Annotated in this window: 21 protein-coding genes; 15 read left to right on the top strand and 6 right to left on the bottom strand. The window is 47.1% G+C overall.

Annotation, left to right across the window (positions count from 1 at the left end):
• Nucleotides 1–378 precede the first annotated feature (378 nt).
• Nucleotides 379–753, top strand: a complete 375-nt coding sequence (locus E1919_RS09680; protein ID WP_162053166.1) for an STAS domain-containing protein — start codon at nucleotides 379–381, stop codon at nucleotides 751–753.
• A 381-nt stretch (nucleotides 754–1,134) separates the two neighbouring features.
• Here E1919_RS09680 and E1919_RS09675 read toward each other — a convergent pair whose 3' ends face one another.
• Nucleotides 1,135–2,058: a mechanosensitive ion channel family protein gene (locus tag E1919_RS09675; protein ID WP_162053165.1), complete on the bottom strand. Its 924-nt coding sequence runs from the start codon at nucleotides 2,056–2,058 to the stop codon at nucleotides 1,135–1,137.
• Nucleotides 2,059–2,582: 524 nt separating this feature from the next.
• Between E1919_RS09675 and E1919_RS28040 the strand changes: the two genes are divergently transcribed.
• The 5 genes from E1919_RS28040 (at nucleotide 2,583) to E1919_RS09655 (ending at nucleotide 8,310) form a co-directional block, all read left to right on the top strand.
• A complete protein-coding gene (locus tag E1919_RS28040; RefSeq protein WP_317168209.1) occupies nucleotides 2,583–3,080 on the top strand; it encodes an MFS transporter in 498 nt (165 codons plus the stop codon).
• A 63-nt stretch (nucleotides 3,081–3,143) separates the two neighbouring features.
• The gene (locus tag E1919_RS28035; protein ID WP_317168208.1) at nucleotides 3,144–3,266 is read left to right on the top strand and encodes a hypothetical protein; all 123 of its coding nucleotides are present in this window, start codon (nucleotides 3,144–3,146) and stop codon (nucleotides 3,264–3,266) included.
• 619 nt (nucleotides 3,267–3,885) lie between these two features.
• The gene (locus E1919_RS09665) at nucleotides 3,886–5,370 is read left to right on the top strand and encodes a S8 family peptidase (protein ID WP_162053164.1); all 1,485 of its coding nucleotides are present in this window, start codon (nucleotides 3,886–3,888) and stop codon (nucleotides 5,368–5,370) included.
• A 121-nt stretch (nucleotides 5,371–5,491) separates the two neighbouring features.
• Nucleotides 5,492–6,397, top strand: a complete 906-nt coding sequence (locus E1919_RS09660) for an alpha/beta hydrolase family protein (RefSeq protein WP_162053163.1) — start codon at nucleotides 5,492–5,494, stop codon at nucleotides 6,395–6,397.
• A gap of 539 nt (nucleotides 6,398–6,936) precedes the next feature.
• Nucleotides 6,937–8,310 carry an ammonium transporter gene (locus E1919_RS09655; protein WP_162053162.1) on the top strand — a complete coding sequence of 458 codons (1,374 nt, stop codon included), beginning with the start codon at nucleotides 6,937–6,939 and terminating at the stop codon, nucleotides 8,308–8,310.
• Nucleotides 8,311–8,396: 86 nt separating this feature from the next.
• On the opposite strand, the gene E1919_RS09650 is transcribed toward E1919_RS09655, so the two are convergent.
• Complete coding sequence (locus E1919_RS09650; protein ID WP_162053161.1) at nucleotides 8,397–8,975, bottom strand: AraC family transcriptional regulator; 579 nt, start codon at nucleotides 8,973–8,975, stop codon at nucleotides 8,397–8,399.
• A gap of 246 nt (nucleotides 8,976–9,221) precedes the next feature.
• Here E1919_RS09650 and E1919_RS09645 point away from each other — a divergent pair, with 246 nt between their 5' ends.
• Entirely contained in the window at nucleotides 9,222–9,623 is a 402-nt protein-coding gene (locus tag E1919_RS09645; RefSeq protein ID WP_162053160.1) for a hypothetical protein, read from the top strand.
• A gap of 132 nt (nucleotides 9,624–9,755) precedes the next feature.
• Here the strand turns inward: E1919_RS09645 and E1919_RS09640 are convergent, their stop codons facing one another.
• The gene (locus E1919_RS09640) at nucleotides 9,756–10,409 is read right to left on the bottom strand and encodes a response regulator transcription factor (protein ID WP_162053159.1); all 654 of its coding nucleotides are present in this window, start codon (nucleotides 10,407–10,409) and stop codon (nucleotides 9,756–9,758) included.
• A gap of 476 nt (nucleotides 10,410–10,885) precedes the next feature.
• On the opposite strand from E1919_RS09640, the gene E1919_RS09635 reads away from it, so the two are divergent.
• Nucleotides 10,886–11,281, top strand: coding sequence for an STAS domain-containing protein (locus E1919_RS09635; RefSeq protein WP_317168212.1), 396 nt, complete (start codon nucleotides 10,886–10,888; stop codon nucleotides 11,279–11,281).
• A gap of 200 nt (nucleotides 11,282–11,481) precedes the next feature.
• Here the strand turns inward: E1919_RS09635 and E1919_RS09630 are convergent, their stop codons facing one another.
• Nucleotides 11,482–12,372: a hypothetical protein gene (locus E1919_RS09630; protein WP_162053157.1), complete on the bottom strand. Its 891-nt coding sequence runs from the start codon at nucleotides 12,370–12,372 to the stop codon at nucleotides 11,482–11,484.
• A gap of 146 nt (nucleotides 12,373–12,518) precedes the next feature.
• Nucleotides 12,519–13,310, bottom strand: coding sequence for a hypothetical protein (locus E1919_RS09625; protein WP_162053156.1), 792 nt, complete (start codon nucleotides 13,308–13,310; stop codon nucleotides 12,519–12,521).
• Nucleotides 13,311–13,500: 190 nt separating this feature from the next.
• Between E1919_RS09625 and E1919_RS09620 the strand changes: the two genes are divergently transcribed.
• From E1919_RS09620 to E1919_RS09590, 7 genes are all read left to right on the top strand, one after another.
• On the top strand, nucleotides 13,501–14,241 hold the full coding sequence (locus E1919_RS09620) for a DUF72 domain-containing protein (RefSeq protein WP_162053155.1): 741 nt from the start codon (nucleotides 13,501–13,503) through the stop codon (nucleotides 14,239–14,241).
• Nucleotides 14,242–14,360: 119 nt separating this feature from the next.
• On the top strand, nucleotides 14,361–15,377 hold the full coding sequence (locus E1919_RS09615) for an NAD(P)/FAD-dependent oxidoreductase (RefSeq protein WP_162053154.1): 1,017 nt from the start codon (nucleotides 14,361–14,363) through the stop codon (nucleotides 15,375–15,377).
• A complete protein-coding gene (locus tag E1919_RS09610) occupies nucleotides 15,374–15,697 on the top strand; it encodes a 2Fe-2S iron-sulfur cluster-binding protein (protein WP_115564107.1) in 324 nt (107 codons plus the stop codon). The genes E1919_RS09615 and E1919_RS09610 overlap by 4 nt, the downstream gene beginning before the upstream one ends.
• Nucleotides 15,698–16,196: 499 nt before the next feature.
• Entirely contained in the window at nucleotides 16,197–17,615 is a 1,419-nt protein-coding gene (gndA, locus tag E1919_RS09605) for an NADP-dependent phosphogluconate dehydrogenase (protein WP_162053153.1), read from the top strand.
• Between the two features lie 140 nt (nucleotides 17,616–17,755).
• Nucleotides 17,756–19,264 (top strand): glucose-6-phosphate dehydrogenase, encoded by a 1,509-nt coding sequence (gene zwf / locus E1919_RS09600; RefSeq protein ID WP_162053152.1) that lies wholly within the window; start codon nucleotides 17,756–17,758, stop codon nucleotides 19,262–19,264.
• Between the two features lie 11 nt (nucleotides 19,265–19,275).
• Nucleotides 19,276–20,007: a 6-phosphogluconolactonase gene (gene pgl, locus E1919_RS09595; RefSeq protein WP_162053151.1), complete on the top strand. Its 732-nt coding sequence runs from the start codon at nucleotides 19,276–19,278 to the stop codon at nucleotides 20,005–20,007.
• A 369-nt stretch (nucleotides 20,008–20,376) separates the two neighbouring features.
• The gene (locus tag E1919_RS09590; RefSeq protein WP_162053150.1) at nucleotides 20,377–21,930 is read left to right on the top strand and encodes a M20/M25/M40 family metallo-hydrolase; all 1,554 of its coding nucleotides are present in this window, start codon (nucleotides 20,377–20,379) and stop codon (nucleotides 21,928–21,930) included.
• 248 nt (nucleotides 21,931–22,178) lie between these two features.
• Here E1919_RS09590 and E1919_RS09585 read toward each other — a convergent pair.
• Nucleotides 22,179–23,226 (bottom strand): DUF4082 domain-containing protein (locus tag E1919_RS09585; protein WP_162053149.1); only part of this gene is annotated, 1,048 nt, incomplete at its 5' end.

Below are 23,226 nucleotides of genomic sequence, written 5' to 3'. Positions count from 1 at the left end.
TGGTAGTAGTAGTAGTAGTAGTAGTAGTATTATTATTGAAGCAGGTGTAGGATTGTCACTTCGTAACAGCAAGCGGTTGTTTTAATGCTGACAACGTCGCCTCGCCAGCTTAGGCAGGTGATTGCAGATGCAAAGGAACGGTACATCAGGCATGTGCTGGTAGATTGTGAAGGCATAATGTCTGTTACAATTGAAGCTTGAAGCATAGTGCTTTCTCAGATCACACACGCTGAGATAGCCAGAATAAATTTACTATTTTATCGTATTAATACAAAAACGCAGGAAATTATAGACAAAACAGGATTAAATTCCGTATGACACATTGTTCTGAGCTTAAAAGAAGCTTATTAATACTGTAAACAACATACATAGTCTTCTATGAACAATACCAAGCACCGTTTTATCAGTGATTTTACGCCTGTTGAGAATGGCATTATCTTAAGTATAAAAGGTGAACTCGATGCCAGTTCGTCTCTCATGGCAATCAATATTATGGAAAGTATGGTTTTATCCGGTGCGGGGAATTTAATTTTAGACTGCAGCCAGCTCTCCTATATTTCCTCAGCAGGTATTGGTGTCATTCTTTCTGTATACCACCTCTCTCTTGAAAAGCACACCATACTGACCCTATTCGGCTTGCAGCCCCAAATTAAAGAACTCTTTGAAGCATTAGGCATCGATAACCTACTGCGAATTACATCAACAAAAGAAGAAGCCATGATACCTACGGCGGTGGCTTCCCGCCTTGCTTAATTCCGAATACTACCAAACCTCCGCTTTTAGTCTGGTTTACCCATCGCACTAATAATTTTGCTGCAAAGTAGTGTTACAATGTTGTACTTATTTAACGGCATATACAAGTTCTTGCCCGGACACTTACCAGAACAAACATAAAAATATTAAATTTACATCGTTCTTTTTAGAGTTTATATGGAGATGATGGTGCACTATGGCATGAAACCGGTGCAGGTATTACGCGCGGCCACTTCTGTAAACGCCGATGTATTTACACCATCGGACGCACTAAAGCAGGGGTACTGGCGGATATTATCAACTTGAAAGGGTATCCGGCTGCAGCTATTTCTCAGATAAGAAACGTACGTCTTATAATAATGGGCGGGCTGCAAATTTAATTTATATGGCCGGCGAGGGCGGCTCTGTGTCCTGTCCTGGCGAGCCCTGATAAAAACGGGTAGTCGGGTAAGCGAACTGAATATCAGGAGCGGATAGGAACTGTGTCAGCACCTCCTCCCAGATGAGGTGAGAACTTTGGCGGCGGCGCATAATGCCGCACAGGTAGCGCATCGTAAGTTGAATGCCATTTTCACGAACTGTAGTATAGAGCTTTGGCTTCAGGTCCTCGTAAAAAATGAGGTGCCGCTGCGACTGCCGCTTTACCTGCTGCACCGCCACTTCACTTAGCTGCTCCGCGTGCCGTTTTGTTACCTCCTCCAGAATTTCCTTTGCCTTCTGCCAATTACTTTCAAACGTAATACATACCGGAATTTCGTGCCACACAAAGGGAAACCCATAGTTGTAATTGGCCTGCGACACCGTGAACAGTCTTGCGTTCGGAACATTGACCACCCGGCCTGTCGCCTGGTCGGCGTCTACCCAACCCCTGATCTCGTTCAGGGTGAACTGAAACAGCTGGATGTCGATGACATCCCCGATGGTGTCCCCTACCTGTACGCGATCACCGATCCGAAAAGGACGCTTCCAGAGGATATAGAGCCAGCCGGTCATACTCAGCAGCGGCTCACGCAGAGCCAGCACCAGTCCCGCCGATAAAAGCCCTAAAAAAGTAGCAATAGACTCAAACCCGTTGAACCAAATGTTCGAGAGCAACAGAATGCTTAAACCAGTGACTGCATAGTTTGTAAACTTCCGCCACTGGTACTGTTTGCGCAAATCTTTCTCGCGCCGGAAGATAGTCCACAACAGTAATCTGCTGAGCAACCACAGCACCAGTACTACTCCCACCGTATAAAAAAGGTCGTGATAGAACGCTGCTGTTAGGCCAGTGTTCTCTTCTAGCCACAAGTTTATTCTACGCATGTTGCATTGTTTTCCTTTGCTTACGGATATTCCGGGTGGTAGTGTTCCTGCATGCAGGAGGCTTGTCCGTCATCAACGCCTGAAGATGTGCTGTAGCAGGTGAAGTTTTATTCTCCGGCTTCAGTAAAAGGCGTTGTTAATTGTAAATAAACCATTCTAACTTGAACACCCGAATCTGAAATTCACAAATGCAATACCTGTATGAGAAGCTTAATACCAGAAAAAGCCATGGACCTGTTCCCCCTGACTTCAGATTTTACCTGCTGTTGTTTTACTGGCTGAGATGCCACCGACAGACACACCGCTTCGGGAAAAGCACCTGCTTTGAAGGGTGTATTGTTATGAGACACTCCTATTGATTCATCCGGGAATCGAAACAAACATTTTACTTGAACAGCAACTATTTTATGCCCGGAATTTAAAAAAAAGCACAAAAGGACTACACTGCAGCGCCCTCGCGCAATTACCATGGTCCTTTGATCATTGTGACCCTCTTATTTTTCATGCGGGGTTTTATCACGTGTATGAACGACATCATCATACCAAAACTGCAGCAGGTGTTTACGCTGCAGCTCTGGCAGGCGATGCTCATACAAACAGCGTTCCTTGGGACGTACTTCATCGTGACGCTATTATATTTCATTTTCTCCATTACAAAAGGAGACCCCATCCAGAAGATTGGGTATAAAAATGGTATTATGGTGGGGCTGGTAGCTGCTGCTGCAGGCTGTGCCCTGTTCTATCCGGCTGCCAGTATACTGAGCTATGTCTTTTTCCTGCTGGCACTCTTTATACTTGCTTCAGGTATTACAATTCTGCAGATAGCTGCTAACCCTTATGTGGCCATACTTGGCTCGCCTGAAGGTGCAGCCAGCCGTATGAATATAACACAGGCCCTGAACTCTCTCGGTACAACTGTGGCTCCTATTATTGGGGGTTACCTTATTTTTGAAGGCGTAGTTTCCTGCCCGGCAGAACGCTTGGCTTCTTTGCAGCCACTGTTATCGTGTTGCTCCTCCTGACTAGCTTTGTTACAGGCCCGGTGGCAATGTGATCCGTTATTGCTATTGGCTTGTTTAACCATCATGTTCCCAACTATCTTTACTCTGGCATTAGAGGGTTTAGGCGTACATACGAGCCAGGCTTTATCGCTGCTGGTGATGGCTATTGTGGGTGGTGCCATCATCCCCCTCTGCAAGGCTGGATAGCCGACGCCTCTGGTAGCCTGCAGCTTTTCTTCCTGGTACCAATGGCCTGTTATACCTATATCATGTACTATGGCTTTCTAGGTTCAAAAGTAAAAAAGGTAGTCGCTTAGTATATTAAGCTTACCTTTAAAAGGAACACAAACAGAAGCAAGAAACTAACCTTATGGGGGTCTGGTGCTGAGCTAAAACAGTGCCTATACTACACTTGACCTATCCAAGCATCAAAAACTAATTTTCATCCCGCACATACTTTGCTATGAACCTCTGATACATTACTTGTATCAGGAAAACAATAAATAAATAAGCTTAATATATTATAAATCAATTTGTTACAAGCATATTTTATTTTATTTTTAGTGCAATTTTACAAATCCACAAAATTATAGTTAATCTTAAATCTGTTATTATAATTTTCATTAACTAACAAATATTAGTTGTTTACATCACAAAATTAACCTTTCACATTTTTAATAATAATCCATGAACTTAAATATAGTGTTTAGCCTTTAAGAATCACTATCTTTAGTGTTATACAAGTCCAAGAATTTTATAACTAAATATTATTTATTACTTTCTTTGTTTAATCATATTTAACCTTCATATCAAATTAAATCATTTTATGTTAACAAATCTTACCAAGAAACTATCTTTTCCAGTGCTTGCAGCGGCTTTGGCCTTTGGCTGTACTCCTGATCAAGAGCAGGTAACACCTACTACAACAATGAACGCCGAAGCTACAAGTGCAGCGCTAGTTGGCTCAGAGAATCCTTCAGTAAGATTCAAGTCTAACGATTACATTATTATCTCGTCTTCAAGTAGTCTTCCTGCTGACTTAGAGGGACAGATAAAGTCTCTTAAGGGAAAAATTACGGGACAGATGAAAGAAGTGGGTATTGCTACTGTTTCTTCAACTGATGCTGATTTCGCGGCAAAAGCTAGTAAAATCAAAGGAGTAAGCTCTGTAATAAGAGATGTGGAGATTCAGTGGTACAACCCTGACGGCTTCAAAACAGCAGAAGTTGATGCGACAAATGTTAACCCAGCAAGCACCGGCGATAGCAATCCTTTCTTTGCGTTCCAATGGGGTGCTACCGCTATTCAGGCACCGGCTGCCTGGAATACAGGTGCACGTGGCAAGGGTGTTAAAGTAGCTGTTTTAGATAGTGGATTTCACCTGGATCACCCTGATCTGAAGGATAACGTTATCTATAGCAAATCATTTGTGCCAGGCGAAACAGTAAAACCTGTAGGTACAGGTTTTACCCATGGGACACACGTAGCAGGTACAATCGCAGCAGTTGATAATAACAGAGGTGTGATTGGTATTGCTCCAGAGGCAAGTTTGATACTACTTAAAGTGCTAGGCGATTCCGGGTCAGGTTCTTTTGGATGGATGATACAGGGTATCATGCATGCTGTAGAGCAGGAGGCAGACGTTATCAACATGAGCTTAGGAGCTTACCTGCCTCGTAATGGTAAATATCTGGATGCAAACGGCAATGTAATCAATGATACTAAGGCAACACAAGAGCTGCTTGTTGCTATCACAAGAGTTACAAATTATGCTACTCAACAAGGTGTAACTATCATATCTTCTGCTGGTAACAGCGCAATTGATGGTAATAGCGATAAGTCTGGTATCAGTATACCTGCCGGTATGCCTAATGTAATTTCTATATCCTCTACTGCACCATCTGGCTGGGCTGCAAATCTTTTAGGTGCTGACCTTGACGGTGTAGCTTCTTACACCAACTATGGTACTCCTGATGTCACCTTTGCTGCTCCTGGTGGAGATTCCAGATATCCTGGAAACGAAGATGGTGTAATAGCAGGTTTAGTAAGACCAGTATGGGTTTTTGATATGATACTAAGTACCGGCACAGCTACCAGCTATAATTGGGTGGCAGGCACTAGTATGGCTTCTCCGCATGCTGCGGGTGTTGCTGCACTTATCATTGGCCAGAATGGTGGTAAGATGCATCCTAAGCAGGTAGAAGCCGCAATGCGTGCTTCCGCTGATGATTTAGGCAAGCCAGGCCGTGACCCATACTATGGCTATGGCCGTGTAAATGCTTTTAAAGCTGTAACAGCCACTGTACAGTAAGCATTAGCTTAATTTTCAGAAAGCCTCAGCAGGAGATCTCTTGTTGAGGCTTTTTTATGAAAGAAAAATTATTTTTGTTTAAGTGTTACTTTTGCGCTGAACCTGCTTCATCAGAATTTCCATGCTACGTATATTCAGCATCTTCATTGTAACCCTTAACGTTTTGACCACTACTCCTCTCTTTGCACAGGAACAGCAGCCCAACCTGATTACCTGGAAGGAAATAGCCGCACTACCTGTTCCTCCTGCTGACCAAACCGTCTCTTATGGGCCGGACACGCTACAGTTCGGGGAACTTCGGTTGCCGGAAGGAGAAGGCTTGTTTCCGGTGGTGGTGGTGGTGCATGGCGGGTGTTGGCTCTCAGCGTATGACCGGCAATATATGGCGCACCTGAGCGAGCAGTTGACACAGGCAGGTTATGCTACCTGGAACCTTGAGTTCCGGCGGGTGGGTGATGCAGGAGGCGGCTGGCCGGGGACTTTCCTGGATGTAGCCCGAGGCACAGACTATGTGCGTGAACTGGCAAAGAAACATCCACTGGACACCAAAAAAGTAGTGGTGATTGGGCATTCTGCCGGCGGCCATCTGGCACTTTGGCTGGCCGCACGCCACAACCTGCCCAAAAGCAGCCCGCTTTATATGAAAAAGCCACTGAAGTTAACAGGTGTTGTTTCATTGGCAGGTATACCTGACCTGGCGACCTATAGCCATCAGAAAGGGAGCTGTAATGAGGCGGTGCCTGAGCTAATGGGTGGCATGCCAGCAGAACAGCCTGCACGTTATGCAGATGCCTCTCCCACAGCCTTATTGCCGCTGCGTGTGCCCTCCAGGTTAATACAAGGTGCCCTAGATTTGATTGTGCCGGTTACTCAGAGCCAAGAGTTTACCGCCCATGCCAAAGCCAAAGGTGACGATGCGGAACTTATACTAATTGAAAAAGCAGGGCACTTTGACTTAGTAGCACCTCATTCACCTGTATATGAACAAGTGGAGCGTGCAGTGCAGGAACTCATCTGGCAGAAGTAAAAAGCCACCTCCCCCTGGCACAAAAAACGCGCTGTTCAAAATAAGAGTGCCACGCCCATATGGGCTTAATCATAAGCAAAGCGGATTGTTTTAGCCTGACGTCCCCTATCCACTTTTAACTCCAGCAAAGCAATCTCTTAACAGAACCTTACAGGTCGCTCGCTTAAGTTAAATTGATGGTGGGACACCCTCTAATTACCATCTCCAGCTGATATTCTGTACCTCATCCTATCTGAATTTCCGCCATTCACTTTCCCTCCATCTCTATTGCACCGTATATCCGCACGAGTATTTAACATAATATTTAAACCATTGAATCAATAAGCAGTACTTCTCTTCAGCAAGCGTATATTCTATATGTATGCTGTAATCCAATAGGTATTTCATCGCTAATTCAACCAAAAGGAACATTTTTTGAAATAAATACATTAAATAGGCTGCACTAAAAGTAATTTATTAATAATTTACGCCTTGTTATCTCATATTTATAACTAAAAAGAAAATTCATTAGCCTATTTTCAGACTTTTACCTTTAACAGATGACTCAGAATTTATCCCGAATCCCGTTTCTATTGCTGCTGCTGGTTGTGGTGGCCACTTTGGTTTTTCCTTCTGTGCCCTCCATTGAAAATGCTGCAGAGATTGATGGGGCAGACACTGCCTGGATGCTGGCTGCAACGGCCCTGGTGCTAATTATGACGCCTGGCTTGGCTTTTTTCTATGGGGGCATGGTACGCAAAAAACATGTGCTCTCTACTATGCTGCAGAGTTTTATCTGCATGGCTATCGTAACAGTTCTATGGGTTGTATTCGGCTTCAGCCTTGCTTTTGGTGAATCAGTAGGTGGTGTGTTTGGCGACCCTACCACCTTTTTCATGATGCGGGGTGTTATTGATGGTGCTCCATGGCCGGCAGCCCCTACTATTCCGCTGTTGCTTTTTGCTATGTTCCAGCTAAAATTTGCCATCATCACACCAGCGCTTATTACAGGGGCTTTTGCAGAACGAATTCGCTTTACGTCTTACACTGTATTTATCGGGCTTTTCTTCGTCTTTATCTATGCGCCCCTGGCACACATGACATGGCACCCGGATGGCTTACTCTTTAACTATGGCGTGCTGGATTTCGCAGGTGGTACCGTTGTGCATATGTCGGCAGGCTGGGCGGCGCTCGCCTCTGCTATTTATCTGAAAAGACGCAGTGACACCAGCAACCACAAGCCAGCCCATATTCCGTACGTGATGCTGGGTACCGGCCTGCTCTGGTTTGGCTGGTTCGGTTTTAATGCAGGCTCGGCCCTCGGAGCCAATTCACTGGCCGTTGTTGCCCTGGCTACTACTACTACTGCCTCTGCTGCTGCTGCCATTGCCTGGATTTTCTTTGATGCCATAAAAGGACGCAAACCATCAGCCATGGGCACCTGCATTGGCGCTGTCGTAGGCTTGGTGGCCATTACGCCTGCCGCTGGTTTCGTAACCATACCGCACTCGCTGGCCATAGGTGTTATTGCCGCTGTTGTAAGTAACCTGGTGGTAGACTGGCGTACGCGCACCAGCCTCGACGATACATTGGATGTATTCCCCTGCCATGGTGTAGGTGGTATGGTGGGTATGTTACTGACAGGTGTTTTCGCGAGCCAGGCTGTTAACCCGGGCAATGAAACAGGTAACGGGCTTATCTTTGGAGAGACTACTTTGTTTATAGTGCACCTGGTTGCTTTGGTAGGTGTTTCTGTGTTCGCCTTTGGAGGTTCGTGGGTGCTTCTTAAAGTAACAGATTTGATTTCAGCACTTCGTGTAACACCTGAAGAGGAATTTGAAGGCCTTGACCTGAGCCAGCATGACGAAAGCCTGGACAATATGGAGGTACCTGCCCCTGCAAAGGAAAAAGAGCTTGTGACTTCCTCTATGTAAAAAGTAGATCCTTTCTCGTCTCTAAATTTAGATTTATTTCCTTTACCCACACCTGCCTCGTTTCACCGCTGGCGGGTGTGGGTTTCTTACTCCTGTACCTTATCTATTGTTTTTCGCTTTTCTGTTTTAATCTGTTTAAAGTGGCTTGGCGTAAGGCCGGTTACTTTTTTAAACTGATTAGAGAGATGCGCCACACTGCTGTAGCCCAGTTTATAGGCAATCTCTTTCAAGCTCAGTTCATTATACACCAGTAGTTCTTTTACGCGCTCAATGCGCTGCAGAATAAGATACTTTTCAATGGTGATGCCCTCAAAAGACGAGAACAGGTTGCTAAGGTAGTTATAGTCAAGTCCCAGCTTTCCAGCAATATGATCGGAGGTATTCACATGCAGTTCAGCCTCTTCATCCTGATGCACCAGCTCAATTATAACCAGTTTTACCTGCTCTATAAGCTTCGTTTTGCGGTCATCCAGCAGTTCAAAACCGTTCTCGCGCATCACCGTCCGTATCTCCTCCAGGTCGGCTTCTTTGCCTGTCGTAGCTATTTCAGCTTCCCCCAGTCTTACCTGTAACACAGTATAGCCAAGGTTGTTTAGCTCTTCTGCCACAACACGATTACAGCGGTCGCAGACCATGTTTTTAATGTATAATTTTATAGTAGCCATAATATAGTTTAACGATAAATACCATTATCCAGGCGTTTATACAGTATAATGTGCCAAAGCAGCAGTAAGCCTCAACAGCTCTGCTTACTGATAATACCAAATGTGCAGTGAGAATAGCCTAAAACAATCCACACAATATCATCCACACTTTGCTTAGCTAACAAAGCTGACCTGCTTACCGCACCTGGATATACTGCGCTGGAAATATAGAGTTTTTTATGTATATTCACCACGAACATGATGGATATGAGCTCTGAAGTACATGATTTTCTTTTGTTAACCCTGGATAAGGAAGAGCAGCTGTTGCGTTCCACATGGCTCCGGAATGTGACCAGCGATGAGTACAGGGAAGGTGTTACTTTAATGAAAAATTATATCCTTCATCACAAGGTATCATTTTGGCTAACCGATTCCCGGCTACTGGATACTATCCTGTTTGCAGATCAACAGTGGCTTAAGCGTGAAATCGGCCCCCTCTTAAAATCCTCCAGCCTTCAGCGGATTGCACGGGTTCTGACAGAAGATGTATTTAACTATATCTGGTTAGAGAATATCATACAGCAAATCAGAGAGGAATATGAGATAACTGTTGAACTTGCACAGTTTTCCTCGCTTGAGGCTGCTTTCGACTGGCTGCGCATGGAATAGCTGCAAGTAGCATAGCAATATAGCACTTTATAAGCTTGCCAAAGCGCTTTTACCTGAGAAACGGCTGGATGAGCAAACTCCGACTGGCTTCTAAAGCGCCTATCGGCAGAAATGTTACTTTGGGGTGCTGTATCAGGAGATAATACCGTTCAGAACAGCAAACTTAATCAGGGCCGCTGTATTTTTAGTTTTGGTCTTCTCCAGCAGGTTCTGGCGGTGTGTTTCTATCGTGCGTTTACTTGTAAACAGCACCTCCGATATTTCAGCGTTTGTATGGCCTTCAGATATGAGCTGAAGTATTTCCACTTCCCGCTTTGAGAGTTCTTTGTAAGGTTTTTTTATTCCCTGGCTTGCAAAAACATGAGGAGTGCTTTTACTTTTCTGAAGAAGGTTTAAGGTAAGGGCAGGACTGATGTACTGCATGCCGCTTGCGATCAGCTTTATGGCAGCCTGCATCTCTTTTGTGCTCGTGTCTTTCAGCAAGTATCCGGCTGCCCCAATCTCCAGCATCTGGTACACATACCGCTCGTCATCAAGCATCGTTAGCACCAGTACCTTTACATCCGGGAAGTTTTCGTGTAGCAACTTCATGGTCTCGAAACCATCAAGGTCCGGCATGCTTATATCGAGCAATACAATATCAACAGGCGTGTGCACAAGTAATTCCAGCAGTTCTCTGCCGCTGGCAGCCTCTCCAGCCACCTCAATGGAATTATCCTGTGTCAATAATGCCCTAATGCCTTCCCTGATTATTTTGTGGTCATCAGTGAGAACCAATCTTATCATAGTAATCTAAAAACGTCGGAATAACAGTGTGCTTCGACACCCAAAACAAAGCGCATACAGAGCACTACAAATATAATACCTTAACTCCCTGTTAAAAAAGTCATGGCAGGGAAAACTCCACCTGCTCACGCTGCCTGCTATAGAACTTTCCGAATAGTAAGTTTATATCTAAATTTTGCAATATTAGCAATTATATGGCTATGTTCATTCACATTACCAGTTCAACCGGGCACTTTACGTACTAAACTTCCTATGATTAAGTATTTACCGCTACAATGTTGCTCATTCTGACTAACTATATTTGTCTAAGGCTGATTTTTCCATTACGCTAAGTTGATTTGTGTAATTGCATTTTTGTGCAGCGCCAGGCTTATCTAGGCCATAGCGAACTGATATATTCGGAACAGGTTGTTTTTTAAAGGCCAAACAGGAAGTAAAGAGAAACAGGTTTAAAGAAGACACAACTTAGGCAGTATATCAAAAAGAAAAAAGAAGAGTACGGTACACAGGACTTACTGGTAAAGGTTGAGCAATTGAACAAAGTGGCTGTAATTAGACTTGCAGGAGAACTGGATGCAAATACAGCTGTTGCAGCTGATGATGGACTTTCCAAGGCTGTGATGGCTGCTTTTAAGTATCTGCTAATTGACCGCCAGGAATTACGGTACATCTCTTCTGCAGGCGTGGGTGTGCTGTTATCTTCTTTACATGCCTGCACAGAAAAAAAGGTTCAAATCATCTTCTACGGTCTGCAGCCTAAAATAAAGAATGTTTTTGCCATACTTGGTTTAGATAAAATCATTACAGAAACCGCTACCCGGGAAGAAGCGCTACAGTGTACGGCATCGTCTGCCAGGTTACCGCTGAAATAGCTATTAAAACGATGGCACCAAATAAGCATCCTTAGTTCTATCGCAGCACTCAGAGGCTCTGCTTATAATACCGGAAAGAACAATATTTCAAAAGTAAAAAGCCTGCCCCATGAGGGCAGGCTTTCCTTTGTATTTTATGGAACAAGTATGAAGACCATTATACAGCTTCTACTGAAGTCTCCTTACCTGTGACGGTTCGATTAGTAGTCCCGGTTGCGATCGCTGTTAACATAACCACCCCGGTCTGAGTTGGCTGAATAGCGGTCTTCATCAAGTATGGTTCTGCCGCTATAACCAGTGTTATCGCTGCTACCGGAGCCATACCCTTCGGCATTGCCTGAATAAGAAGTACCATAGGAGTTGCGTTCTGTATTACCACTACCATAGCCTCTGGTATTTCCCGCGCTTTCACCATAGGTACTACCGGCTCCGGCGCCGTATCTGTTCTCAAAATTACGAGCAGTATAATCTGGCTGCCCCCTGTCAGAGTACGAAGTGGAAGAGCTTCCGTATCCTGATGAATTAGATAAGTCATCCATATCGCCGCCGCTTCCACTCATTGAGCCATAGTTCGAGGAACCGCCAAAGTCGCCGTGGGCGCTGTAGTTAGAGCCGCCGTAGCGTGAGCCGCTGTAACCACCGATTGTACCGCTGCCATAGCCCAGTTCATTTTGTGCGCTTCTGTTTCGCTCCATATCGTTCATGGTATCATAGCGGTCGGAGGTACCTGTAAAGCCGGACATGCCATACCCTTGCCGGATATCGCCAAGCTCGCCCCTGTTGCCTCTGGTATTCTCGTAATAGTTGCGCTCCATGTCATAGTCACGGTTGCGGTAGTCACTGGTACGGTCGCTGCCAGAGAAACGGTCATTGTCTGAATAGCGGTCGTTGCGTTGTCTTCGGTAGTCTCTTTCAAACTCCTGCTTCAGTTCACGTCCCGGCCTGTCGTTGCGGTCATACCTGTTGTTCGGGTCATAGTCGTATCTGTTGTCCCGGTCATAACTGTTTCTGTTATTGTCATAGTCGGAATCATTTCTGTTTTCGTTATTGTAGCCACCTCTGTAGTAGCGGTCTCTGTCGTTTCTTTCCATAGTGTTTGGTTTCTTTATAGGTTAGAAAATAAGTAAATCTCAATCGTTTTAAACGAAGAGAACTGGCTTCGGTTTATTTGTGCTTATTTGAAGCCTATAAGAAAAAGGCCCGCATAGAATGCAGGCCTTTCTTCTGTATTTTGTAATTATCTGTCGCGGTTGTAGCGGCTTCTGTCAAAGTCACTTTCCCTTCTGCTACCCCGCTGATCGTAGTCGCGGTCGTAGGCGGATCGGCTTTCCTGATAGGAGCTTCTGTCGTTGCCGCGGCCATAGGCACTGCGCGAACGGTCTTCGTCGCGGTTGTTGTAGCCTGAAGAACCGTATCCTGTGTTTCTGTACTGATCAAAGCTGTTATCGTACCCGGTGCTGCGACGCCCAGTGTCTCCAAATGAACCTATATTTCCAGACCTTTCAATGCCTCCGCGGTTGCGGGATTCACCGTTGCGGTCTACATAATCGTTGTAGTTGCGGTCTTCCCCAAAGCTACCGTAGTTTCTGCTGTTATAATCGGCAAAGTTTCCGTAGCCGTTTTGCACATTTTCTGAGCGGTTTCTATCACCGCCTGAGTTGCGTGGCCCCTGCATGCGGGACGAGCCATAGTTAGAGTGGCCATAGGCAGAACCTCCGCCGTAGGTGCTTCCCCCCTCGCCATAGCGGGTGCCGCCACTGTAGTCGCCTTGTGCACTGGCTCCAAAAGTAGAGCGGCTGTAGTTACTGTCGCGGTTGCTGTCGTTATACCTCTCCCTGTTATTGGTGAATTCGCTGTTTCTATCGCGGTTGCCCTCATTACGACTTCCTTCCCGGTTTAAAAAACCGCCGCCTCTGTTTCTGTCATTGTCATTATCATTTTGTCTCCTGTCGCGGCGCGACCCGTCTTCGTTGAAGTCGGCGTAATGGTTGCGGTAAGTGCGGTTATTGTTATCGTTGTCTCTGTTCATAGCTTTCAATTTTTTTAGTGTCAAATACTTACCTTTTATAACGCAGTGCATCCCCGGCTTGTTATTTTTATTCATGTGCAGGTCCTGCTCCTGTTCTTCCACTACCTGCTTTCGAAACCATAAAACAGCACCCGATTAACTAAGGCAGGTACTTAGAAGTATAACGGCTGAAGATAGCGATGACAGACACATGGAAAAACAGATTCATATCGGAACTTCGGGCTGGCATTACAAGCACTGGATGGGTACTTTTTACCCTCCGGAGATAAAGCAGAAAGGCTTTACCGATTACTATACCCGCTTTTTCAAGAGTGTGGAGATTAACAACTCCTTTTATAAATTACCCTCCGCAGAAACCTTTGCCAAATGGCGTGCTTCTGTGCCCGATGATTTTCTTTTCGCTGTAAAAGCGAGCAGGTACATTACGCATATGAAAAAGCTGAAGGACCCGCAGGAAAGCATTGCCCGCTTCTTTAACAATGCGAATGCACTGGAAGAGAAACTGGGGCCAGTCCTTTTTCAGCTGCCCCCGGGCTGGTCTGTTAACATCGATAGGCTGCGCGATTTCCTTACCCTGCTTCCCCCGTACTACAAGTATACCTTCGAGTTCAGGCACCACAGCTGGTATGCGCCAGAGGTATTGGACCTGCTCCGATTCTTTAATGTCGCTTTTTGTATTTATGAACTGGAATGGCACAATTCGCCGAAGGAGGTAACGGCAGACTTTGTATATGTGCGGCTGCACGGGCCGGAGGGAAAATACTCCGGCAGCTACCACGACGATGCCCTGCAGTACTGGGCCTGGCAGTGCCTGGAATGGAAAAACCAGGGCCTGCAGGTCTACATCTACTTCGACAACGACCAGAATGGCTACGCTGCCTTTAACGCTATGCGGCTGCAGGAAATTGTAAGGGAACGTCAACAGGCATAGTCCCTGAAAATTGTATAAAAAAGCTACAGAAGTCTTAAAAAGCATAGATTTACTATGTAAGCTGCCATTTCGATAGTAAATTTGCCACCACAACATTTGTTGCAACAAAAATCAAAGTAATGAATAAAATTATAACTGATATATGCATTGTAGGGGCTGGCCCGGTAGGCCTGTTTGCCGTATTTGAGGCCGGCCTTTTAAAGATGCGTTGCCACGTGGTAGATGCGCTGCCAGCCGTAGGCGGGCAACTCTCGGAGATATACCCTAAAAAACCGATATACGATATACCCGGATTCCCGGAGATTTTAGCGGGCGATTTGATTAAAAACCTGGAACAGCAGATTGCACCTTTCCACCCTACCTTTACACTGGGCGAGCGTGTGGAGCACCTTGACAAACAGGAGGACGGCTCTTTTATACTCACCACAGTGGATGGTACTGAGATAGCCTGTAAAGTGGTGGTGATAGCCGGTGGCCTAGGTTCTTTCGAACCGCGCAAACCGGCTATTGAGAACCTGGAGAGGTATGAAGGCAAGGGTGTAACTTATATGGTGCGCGACCCGGAGCACTTCCGCGATAAGCGCGTTGTTTTGGCGGGCGGTGGCGATTCTGCCCTCGACTGGGCGATTTACCTGTCTGGCCTGTGCAAAGAACTGACGCTGGTGCACCGCGGCACTTCCTTTAGAGGAGCCCCGGAGTCTGCGGAGAAAGTAGTGACACTGTCAGAGGAAGCTCAGATTAAATTGCTGCTGAAATCTAACGTGACAGAAGTGCACGGGGAAAAAAACCTGGAGAAGGTAACAGTGCTGATAGATAATGCTACGCCACATGAAATAGAAGCGGATTACTTTATTCCGCTGTTCGGCCTGGTACCTAAGTTAGGGCCTTTGGAGAACTGGGGACTGGAGCTGGAGAAAAATGCGATTCTGGTAAACACAGAAGATTACTCTACCAACATACCAGGCGTTTACGCTATCGGCGACATCAACACCTACCCTGGTAAGCTAAAGCTGATTTTGTGTGGTTTCCATGAGGCGGCCCTAATGGCACAAAGCGCGTACAACATCCTGAATCCAGGTAAGAAATTCGTACTGAAATACACTACTGTAAACGGTATTCAGGAACTACAGGCATGACAGATACAATAAACATCTATGTGGAGCAGGACAATGGCGAGCGTATTGCCCTTGAAGCTCCTACTGATATGGGCCTTTCAGTAATGGAAGTGCTTAAAGCAAATGAGTTTGATGTGCAGGCTGTTTGCGGTGGCATGGCCATTTGTGCCACCTGCCACGTAGAGGTGTTGCAGAGCGGCGAACTGCCTGAGATGAATGACGACGAGGCTTATATGTTAGAAACGCTTCCGCATGCAACAGAAAGCAGCCGCCTGAGTTGCCAGTTGCGGGTAAATCCGGAGCTGGACGGTTTGGTGGTGCGCATTATGCCGGAGGCTTAAACAACATGTTGCTTCAGTTTCAGGGGCCACTCAAACGCTCCTATCAGGAACTGATAATCCTGAAACAGGCACTTTGAATGCAGTGCCTGTTTTTTTTGTCCTTGTGTTCAACACTCCTCCTGTTCTCCTGAAAGAATCAAACCAAGTCTCCTCCGCTAAACGCTTGCTACAATAGTAGCCTCTATCGCTTCATGTAGCAAGTCACGTCCCGCCAGCTTCTTGAAGTTTGATGCTACGCTGGCGCAACAGGTAATACACTCTCCCTAAAAGAAGTTATCTGCTGTAATCATAAAGAGTCATCTGCTCAGGTAGAACAACCATGGGTGTAGAATTACCAGGAGAGGTTCTGTTGGCAAGAGTATGATATAAGTTGTAGCTTTACTTTATTCAAAGAAGCGCAGTATACATGACAGGTTGAAGTAGAAATTTGAATAATCAGAATATTTAGCAAACCTATACCTGTATAAATACATATAACCTCTACACATTATTCCTACTTATGAACGACACACAATATGAATTTGGAATGGTTGGCCTGGGTGTTATGGGCAGAAACCTCATGCTCAACATCGCCGACAATGGCTTTTCAGTAATAGGCCTTGACCTTGATCCCGAGAAAGCGGCGGCAGTTGAAACAGAAGCGGGCGCCGGAAAGCCAGTACGCGGCACCACCTCCGCCGAAGAATTTGTGCAATCGCTCCGTAAGCCTCGGGCTTTGATGCTGCTGGTGCCGGCGGGCAAAGCTGTAGATGCTGTTATTGCTTCTTTGTTGCCCCTGCTGGAGCCCGGTGATATTGTGATTGACGGTGGCAACTCATACTTCCCCGATACCGACCGCCGCGTGGTGGAGCTGGAAGCAAAAGGCATTCACTTCTTTGGTATGGGTATTTCCGGTGGTGAAAAAGGAGCCCGTTTCGGACCGAGCATGATGCCTGGCGGAAACCGCGAGGCCTACGAAAGACTTCGCCCTATTTTTGAGGCTGTGGCTGCCAAAGTAAACGGTGAGCCCTGTGTGACATTCTTAGGAAACGGCTCTGCCGGTAATTATGTAAAGATGGTTCATAACGGCATTGAGTATGCCATCATGCAGCTCATTGCCGAGACATACGACCTACTGAAGCGCGGCTTTAGTCTGAGCGACGTCGAGCTGCAAACCGTTTTCCAAGACTGGAACCAAACAGAACTGCAGTCCTTCCTGATTGAAATTACCGCGGTAATTTTACAGAAAAAAGACGATGTAACGGGTCAGCCACTGGTAAACCTCATTTCTGACGTAGCCCGTTCCAAAGGTACCGGAAAATGGACTTCACAAAATGCCATGGATTTACAGGCACCCGTTCCTTCCATTGATATGGCCGTGCTGATGCGCGACATGTCTAAACTCAAAGAAGAACGCGTGGAAGCCGCCAAATTGTTACCAAATGATTCCCTCCAGGTTAGCGTGGGTACTGACCGCAAGGAGTTGTTAAACCAGATGCGTAATGCTTTTTACTTTGCCATGATTTCTACTTATGCGCAAGGTATGGCACAGCTGAAAATGGCCTCCGAAGCTTATAACTATGGATTGCAACTGCAGGATGTGGCCAGAATCTGGCGGGGCGGTTGTATCATACGGGCAGCTTGCCTGTCTGATATCCGTGCGGCCTATGAGCAGAACCCTTCGCTGGCGAACCTGCTGCTGGACTCTAAAATCGGGGATGATTTACTGTCCCGACAGAAAGATGTTCGGGCCATCGTAAAATCAGCCATTGATAAAGGCATCCCTGTGCCCGCTTTCATGGCTTCCCTTTCTTATTTTGATGCCTATCGCACAGAGACCTTACCTACTAATATCATCCAGGCACAGCGCGACTATTTTGGAGCGCATACCTATGAACGGGTGGATAAGCCCGGCTTCTTCCATACAGAGTGGGATTAAGGAGTATGTATAAAAGCCTACCTTTAAATGTGGCGCTTTATCTGCAACATTATTTTTATCTACTAAATAAAATCCTTAAAAAAGAAAGGACACTTCAATAAGAAGGCCCTCCTATTCTTTTTTACATCATTATAACCCATATGAAACCAGCAAGTAAAGCAGCACCCACCATTGCCATTATATTCGGAGGAACAGGAGATTTAGCAAAGCGGAAGTTGGTTCCTGCTTTTTATAACCTGTTTCTGGATGGATGGCTGCCTGAGCCCTTCGCCATGATCGGGCTAGGGCGAACGGATACCGATGACATCAAGTACCAGAACCATCTGCGGGAAGGAGTGATTGAATTCTCACGCAGCGGTGAGCCTGTTGACGAAACCTGGGATATCTTCCGCAACTCCTTGTCCTACCTGCGGTCTAACATCAACGACCCGGCTTCTTACCAGGGGCTTGCAGACAAGATTCACGCTTTAGAAGAAGCCTGGGGCACACGCGCCAATCGCTTATTTTATTTGTCAGTAGCTCCCAAGTTCATTGAACCCGTTACCATTCACCTAAGCCAGGCGGGCATTGCCAGTGACCCTGAACGGGACCGGATTGTGGTGGAGAAACCTTTCGGGCATGACCTGAAGTCGGCCAGGGACCTGAACCAGCTCCTTACCCGTACTTTTCAGGAATCGCAGATATACCGCATCGACCACTACCTCGGGAAAGAGACCGTGCAGAACATTCTGGCTTTTCGATTTGCCAACGCCCTCTTTGAGCCACTCTGGAACAGGAACTATATAGAGTACGTCCAGATTACGGTGGCAGAGGAAGTAGGGGTAGAAGACCGCGGCGGATACTACGAAGGTTCAGGCGCCTTGCGCGACATGATCCAGAACCACCTCCTGCAGCTACTGTGCATGGTGGCTATGGAGCCGCCGGTAACCTTTGAGGCCGAAGAGATAAGGAACCGGAAAGTGGATGTACTGCATGCCGTACAAAGGTACTCGCGGGAAGACGTAGGCAAGTTTGCCGTGCGCGGGCAGTATGGTCCGGGCTGGATGAAGGGAACCCAGGTGCCCGGCTACCGTGAAGAATCTGGTGTAGACCCTAAATCCGGAACTGAAACATACGCGGCCGTAAAGTTCTACCTGGACAACTGGCGCTGGCAAGGTGTGCCGTTCTACCTCCGCACTGGTAAAAGGATGCAGGAGAAAAGTTCTTCCATTACGATTCAATTCCGTCCGGTGCCGCACTTAACGTTCCCTACCACCATGGCGGAGAGCCTGATGCCGAACCGCCTTATCATTAACTTGCAGCCCGAGATGGACATCCGCCTGCGTTTTATGGCGAAGAAAACAGGCCTGAACATGGCCTTGACTCCGGCAGAAATGGTTTTCGATTTTAATGGTAACAACTCCCATTCACAGTCTCCGGAGGCTTACGAGACCCTGTTACTTGATGCCATGCAGGGTGACGCCACACTATTTATGCGCTCAGACCAGGTGGAAGCCGCCTGGGATGTCATCACGCCTATCCTGGAAACCTGGGAGTCACGGCCGTCTCTGGAGTTCCCAAATTACGCGGCAGGTATGTGGGGACCGGAAAATGCGGAGGCCCTGATTGCCCGCGAAGGCCATACATGGACAGTTACTTTTCCTCATTAATATATAAAGACATGGTAAAGATATTTGAAGATGAAGCGCAGTTGAGCAAAGCAGCCGCAGAGCTGTTTATACAAAAAGCGCAGGAGGCTGTAAAGCAGCACGGCCTTTTTACAGTAGCCTTAACAGGAGGCTCTTCGCCAGTTCAGCTATACACCTTGCTGGCGCAGTTACCCTACCGGGAGCAGGTGCCCTGGGAAAAGATGTTTGTTTTCTGGGGCGACGAGCGCTGGGTGCCTTTAACAGCAAATGAAAACAACGCCAGAATGGCAATGGAAATCTTACTGAACAAAGTGCCGGTACCGGAGGATCAGGTTTACCCTATGTATGAAGAAGACACTGAACCCGAGGCATTCGCTCAACAGTATGAGCAGCTGCTACAGCAGCATTTCAACAAGCAACCCCCTCAGTTTGATTTAATCCTGCTGGGCATGGGCGACGACGGGCACACGGCTTCCCTGTTTCCGGGAACAGAGGTGTTGCAAGAGACCTCACGCTTGGTGCAGGCCTATTACCTGAAGCCACAGTCCATGCACCGCATCACACTGACTGCCCCGCTTATCAATCAAGCTAAAACCATCTGCTTTCTTACATTTGGCAGCAAAAAAGCCCCGGCCTTGCAGCAGGTGCTGGAAGGAGAAAGAAACCCGGAGAAATACCCTTCGCAGCTGATTCAACCGAAGCAAGGGGAGCTAATTTGGTTTGTTGATGAAAGCGCCGCTTCCCTGTTAACAAAAAAGAAGTAATTGTGTTGCTTAGCGCAGCCCTTTAATTCTATAAGAGCATGTTTGGAATTTACCTTCTGAGCTGCAAATGATCGTTTTCATAACCTGTCCTCTTTGCCGTTAACTTAAGTAACATACTTACTGTCATCTCGACGTTAGGAGAGATCTATCTGTAATTCCCCATAGATCTCTCCTAACGTCGAGATGACAACCTCCGTGATTTTAAGTTGTTGGTGAAATACACAACAACGGCAACTTAAACCTTGTTAGCAGCATTTGGTATCCCCCCTTCCACATTAGAATTTTGCTCTTATAAAACTAATTTGCCGTTACTTTACCTCTGCTTTTTGCTTCAGCGAATTCTACGTTCTTTCACCTAAATATCTTTACATGAAAAAGACATTACCCTATTTATTTCTTCTGGTGCTTTTTTCCAGCAGCCTGAGTTTTGCCCAAGGAAAAAAAACCGTTGTAGAAAGCATCATCAAAGAAGCCAATGAGAACTCGCAATTAGAATTGCTGGGGCATGAGCTGCTGGACGTAATCGGACCGCGCCTGGTGGGAACACCACAAATGCAACAAGCGCACGATTGGGCTGTAAACAAATACAAAGGCTGGGGCATCACGGCCCGTAACGAGCAGTGGGGCGAATGGCGCGGCTGGCAAAGAGGCATCACGCATGTTGATATGGTGCACCCTAGAGTAAGAACGCTGGAGGCGATGCAACTGGCCTGGAGCCCTGCCACGCCCCGAAGAGGCGTAACAGCCGAACTCATCTTACTTCCGGATGTACAGGACTCTGCTGCTTTCCAGCGATGGCTGCCAAATGCAAAAGGGAAGTTAATTATGATCTCGATGTACCAGCCTACCGGTAGACCAGACTATAACTGGGAAAAATTCGCTCAGCCGGCTTCCTTCGAAAAAATGAAACAGGAGCGTAACGCACAAGAGCAGGCATGGCGTGAGCGCATCAATAAAACAGGCTATACCACCCGCACTTTACCACAGGCACTGGAAAAAGCCGGAGCAGCAGGCATTATTACCTCTAACTGGTCGCGCGGTTTTGGTGTAAATAAAATATTCGGTGCTTATACCAACAAAATACCAAGCATTGATATGGCCCTGGAAGACTACGGTATGCTGTACCGCATGGTGGAGCACGGCGACAAGCCACAGATAAAAATTCAGGCAGAATCCAAGGACTTAGGAAATGTTCCCACATTCAATACCATCGCCGAAATTAGAGGAACTGAAAAGCCCGAAGAGTACGTGATGCTGTCGGCTCACTTTGACTCCTGGGACGGTGCTACCGGTGCGACAGACAATGGCACAGGCACCATTATGATGATGGAAGCCATGCGTATTCTTCAGAAGGTATATCCTAATCCGAAAAGAACTATCCTGGTGGGCCATTGGGGAAGTGAGGAGCAGGGCCTGAACGGTTCCCGCTCTTTTATTGAGGATCATCCGGAGATAGTGCATAACTTACAGGCACTTTTTAACCAGGACAATGGCACGGGCAGAGTGGTCAACATCTCAGGCCAGGGGTTCCTGCATGCCTATGATTACCTGGGCCGTTGGCTGAGTGCCGTGCCGCGTGAGATAACCACTGAAATAGAGACAAGTTTCCCGGGCACTCCCGGTGGCGGCGGTTCTGATTACGCCTCTTTTGTAGCAGCAAGTGCACCGGCATTCTCACTAAGCTCCCTGAGCTGGGACTATGGCACCTATACCTGGCACACCAACAGAGACACTTATGACAAGATTGTGTTCGACGATGTGCGCAACAACGCCATACTTGCTGCCATACTTGTTTACATGGCCTCTGAGGACTCTGAAACAACTTCTCGCGAGCGAAGTGTACTGCCATTAAGCCCCAGAACCGGTGAGCAAATGGTATGGCCCACCCCAAGACCTGCTACCCGGAAAGGCGGGCAGGAATAAGATGACTTTGACTGTAGGATTCGAAACAAAGACTATCGTAGCAGGCGGCTCCGCTCCTACTTAGTGTTAGGAGTCACTGCCAATTTAAACTCAAATTTTATAATGTTTGCAGCAGTCCACTTGGTTTCAAGTGGACTGCTGCTATTTAGCCTTGCTGGTGAAAGGGTGGTTCGCTTTTTACCAGCTTCTGACATACTCTATTTTAATTAACTTTGAAATACTAGACTTGCTACATTTTCCTGGTGTAACTACTTCTCCAACAAAAGCTGTGTAGTTCTCACTCCTGAAATAGTTTGTAGTCGCACGATATATATTCCCCTAGAAAGCTTTGAGCCATCTACCTCCACTTTATGCCGCTCGCCTGGATTGGCCTTTCCATGCTCCAGCACAGACACCTTTGCCCCCTTCGTATCATAAAGGCTCAACGTGTAGTTGCCTCCGACATTGAGAATAAAACTTACTGTGGCCTTTCCGGAAAAAGGATTTGGATAAACATTTATATCTTCTTTTTCTTGTAGTTCTGTTGTCTTTGATGTAATCACAGAAGAAGAAGAAGAAGAAGAAATAGTAGTGCTGGTGTTGAACACCACGTCCACCCAGTAGTTGCTTGCCTGGTAGGCACTGGTCGGGAAGGCAGGGGTGCCGGTGTAGCGGTAGAGGCCGTTACTGCCGTCCGCCCCGTTGGCCAGACCCGTCAGCGGCCCGTTCACAACGGCCTGGCTAAATCCTTGGTCAACTGCAGAGTAGTAGCCGGCGCTGCTGTGGTAGGAGACGACGTAGGTGGTGTTGGCGGAGATGGCAACAGGAGAAGAAAAAAGCACCTGCTGCCAGCCGGAGGCAGTCTCGTTCACAAAGGTGGCCTGCGCCAGCAGGGTTCCGGTGCTGCTGTGGAGCTGCCCGACGTGGGTGCCCGTGTTGCCGCTCTGCTTGTAGAAGCGCACGCCTGTTACAGAGCCCGACGACGAGGAGCGGAACTTCATCCCCACCTGCAGCGCCTGCCCGTCGTTGTACAGGACGTTAGCAGGTGCATCCGTTGGCCGGAACACCGAGCAGGGGCAGTTAGTGCTCGTAGAGCTGTTGACTGTCACACTCACGGCAGCCGAGGTGGTGACGGCATTGCCGTTGTCAGTGGCCCGTGCTGTCAACGTATACGGACCAGCCGCCACATTAGTCCAGCTATAGCTGTAGGGGCTGGTCAGGTCCTCCCCCAGCTTTGTGGTGCCGTTGTAGAACTCCACCTTAGAAACCGTGCCGTCTCCATCGGAGGCGTTGGCCGCGATGTCGATGGTGGCCGGC

Origin of the sequence: Pontibacter pamirensis, from assembly GCF_010015475.1 — a bacterium.
In the GTDB taxonomy this organism is placed as follows: Bacteria; Bacteroidota; Bacteroidia; order Cytophagales; family Hymenobacteraceae; genus Pontibacter; species Pontibacter pamirensis.
The sequence above is the reverse complement of the archived record's forward strand: the minus strand, read 5'-3'. Positions and strand labels throughout refer to the sequence as shown.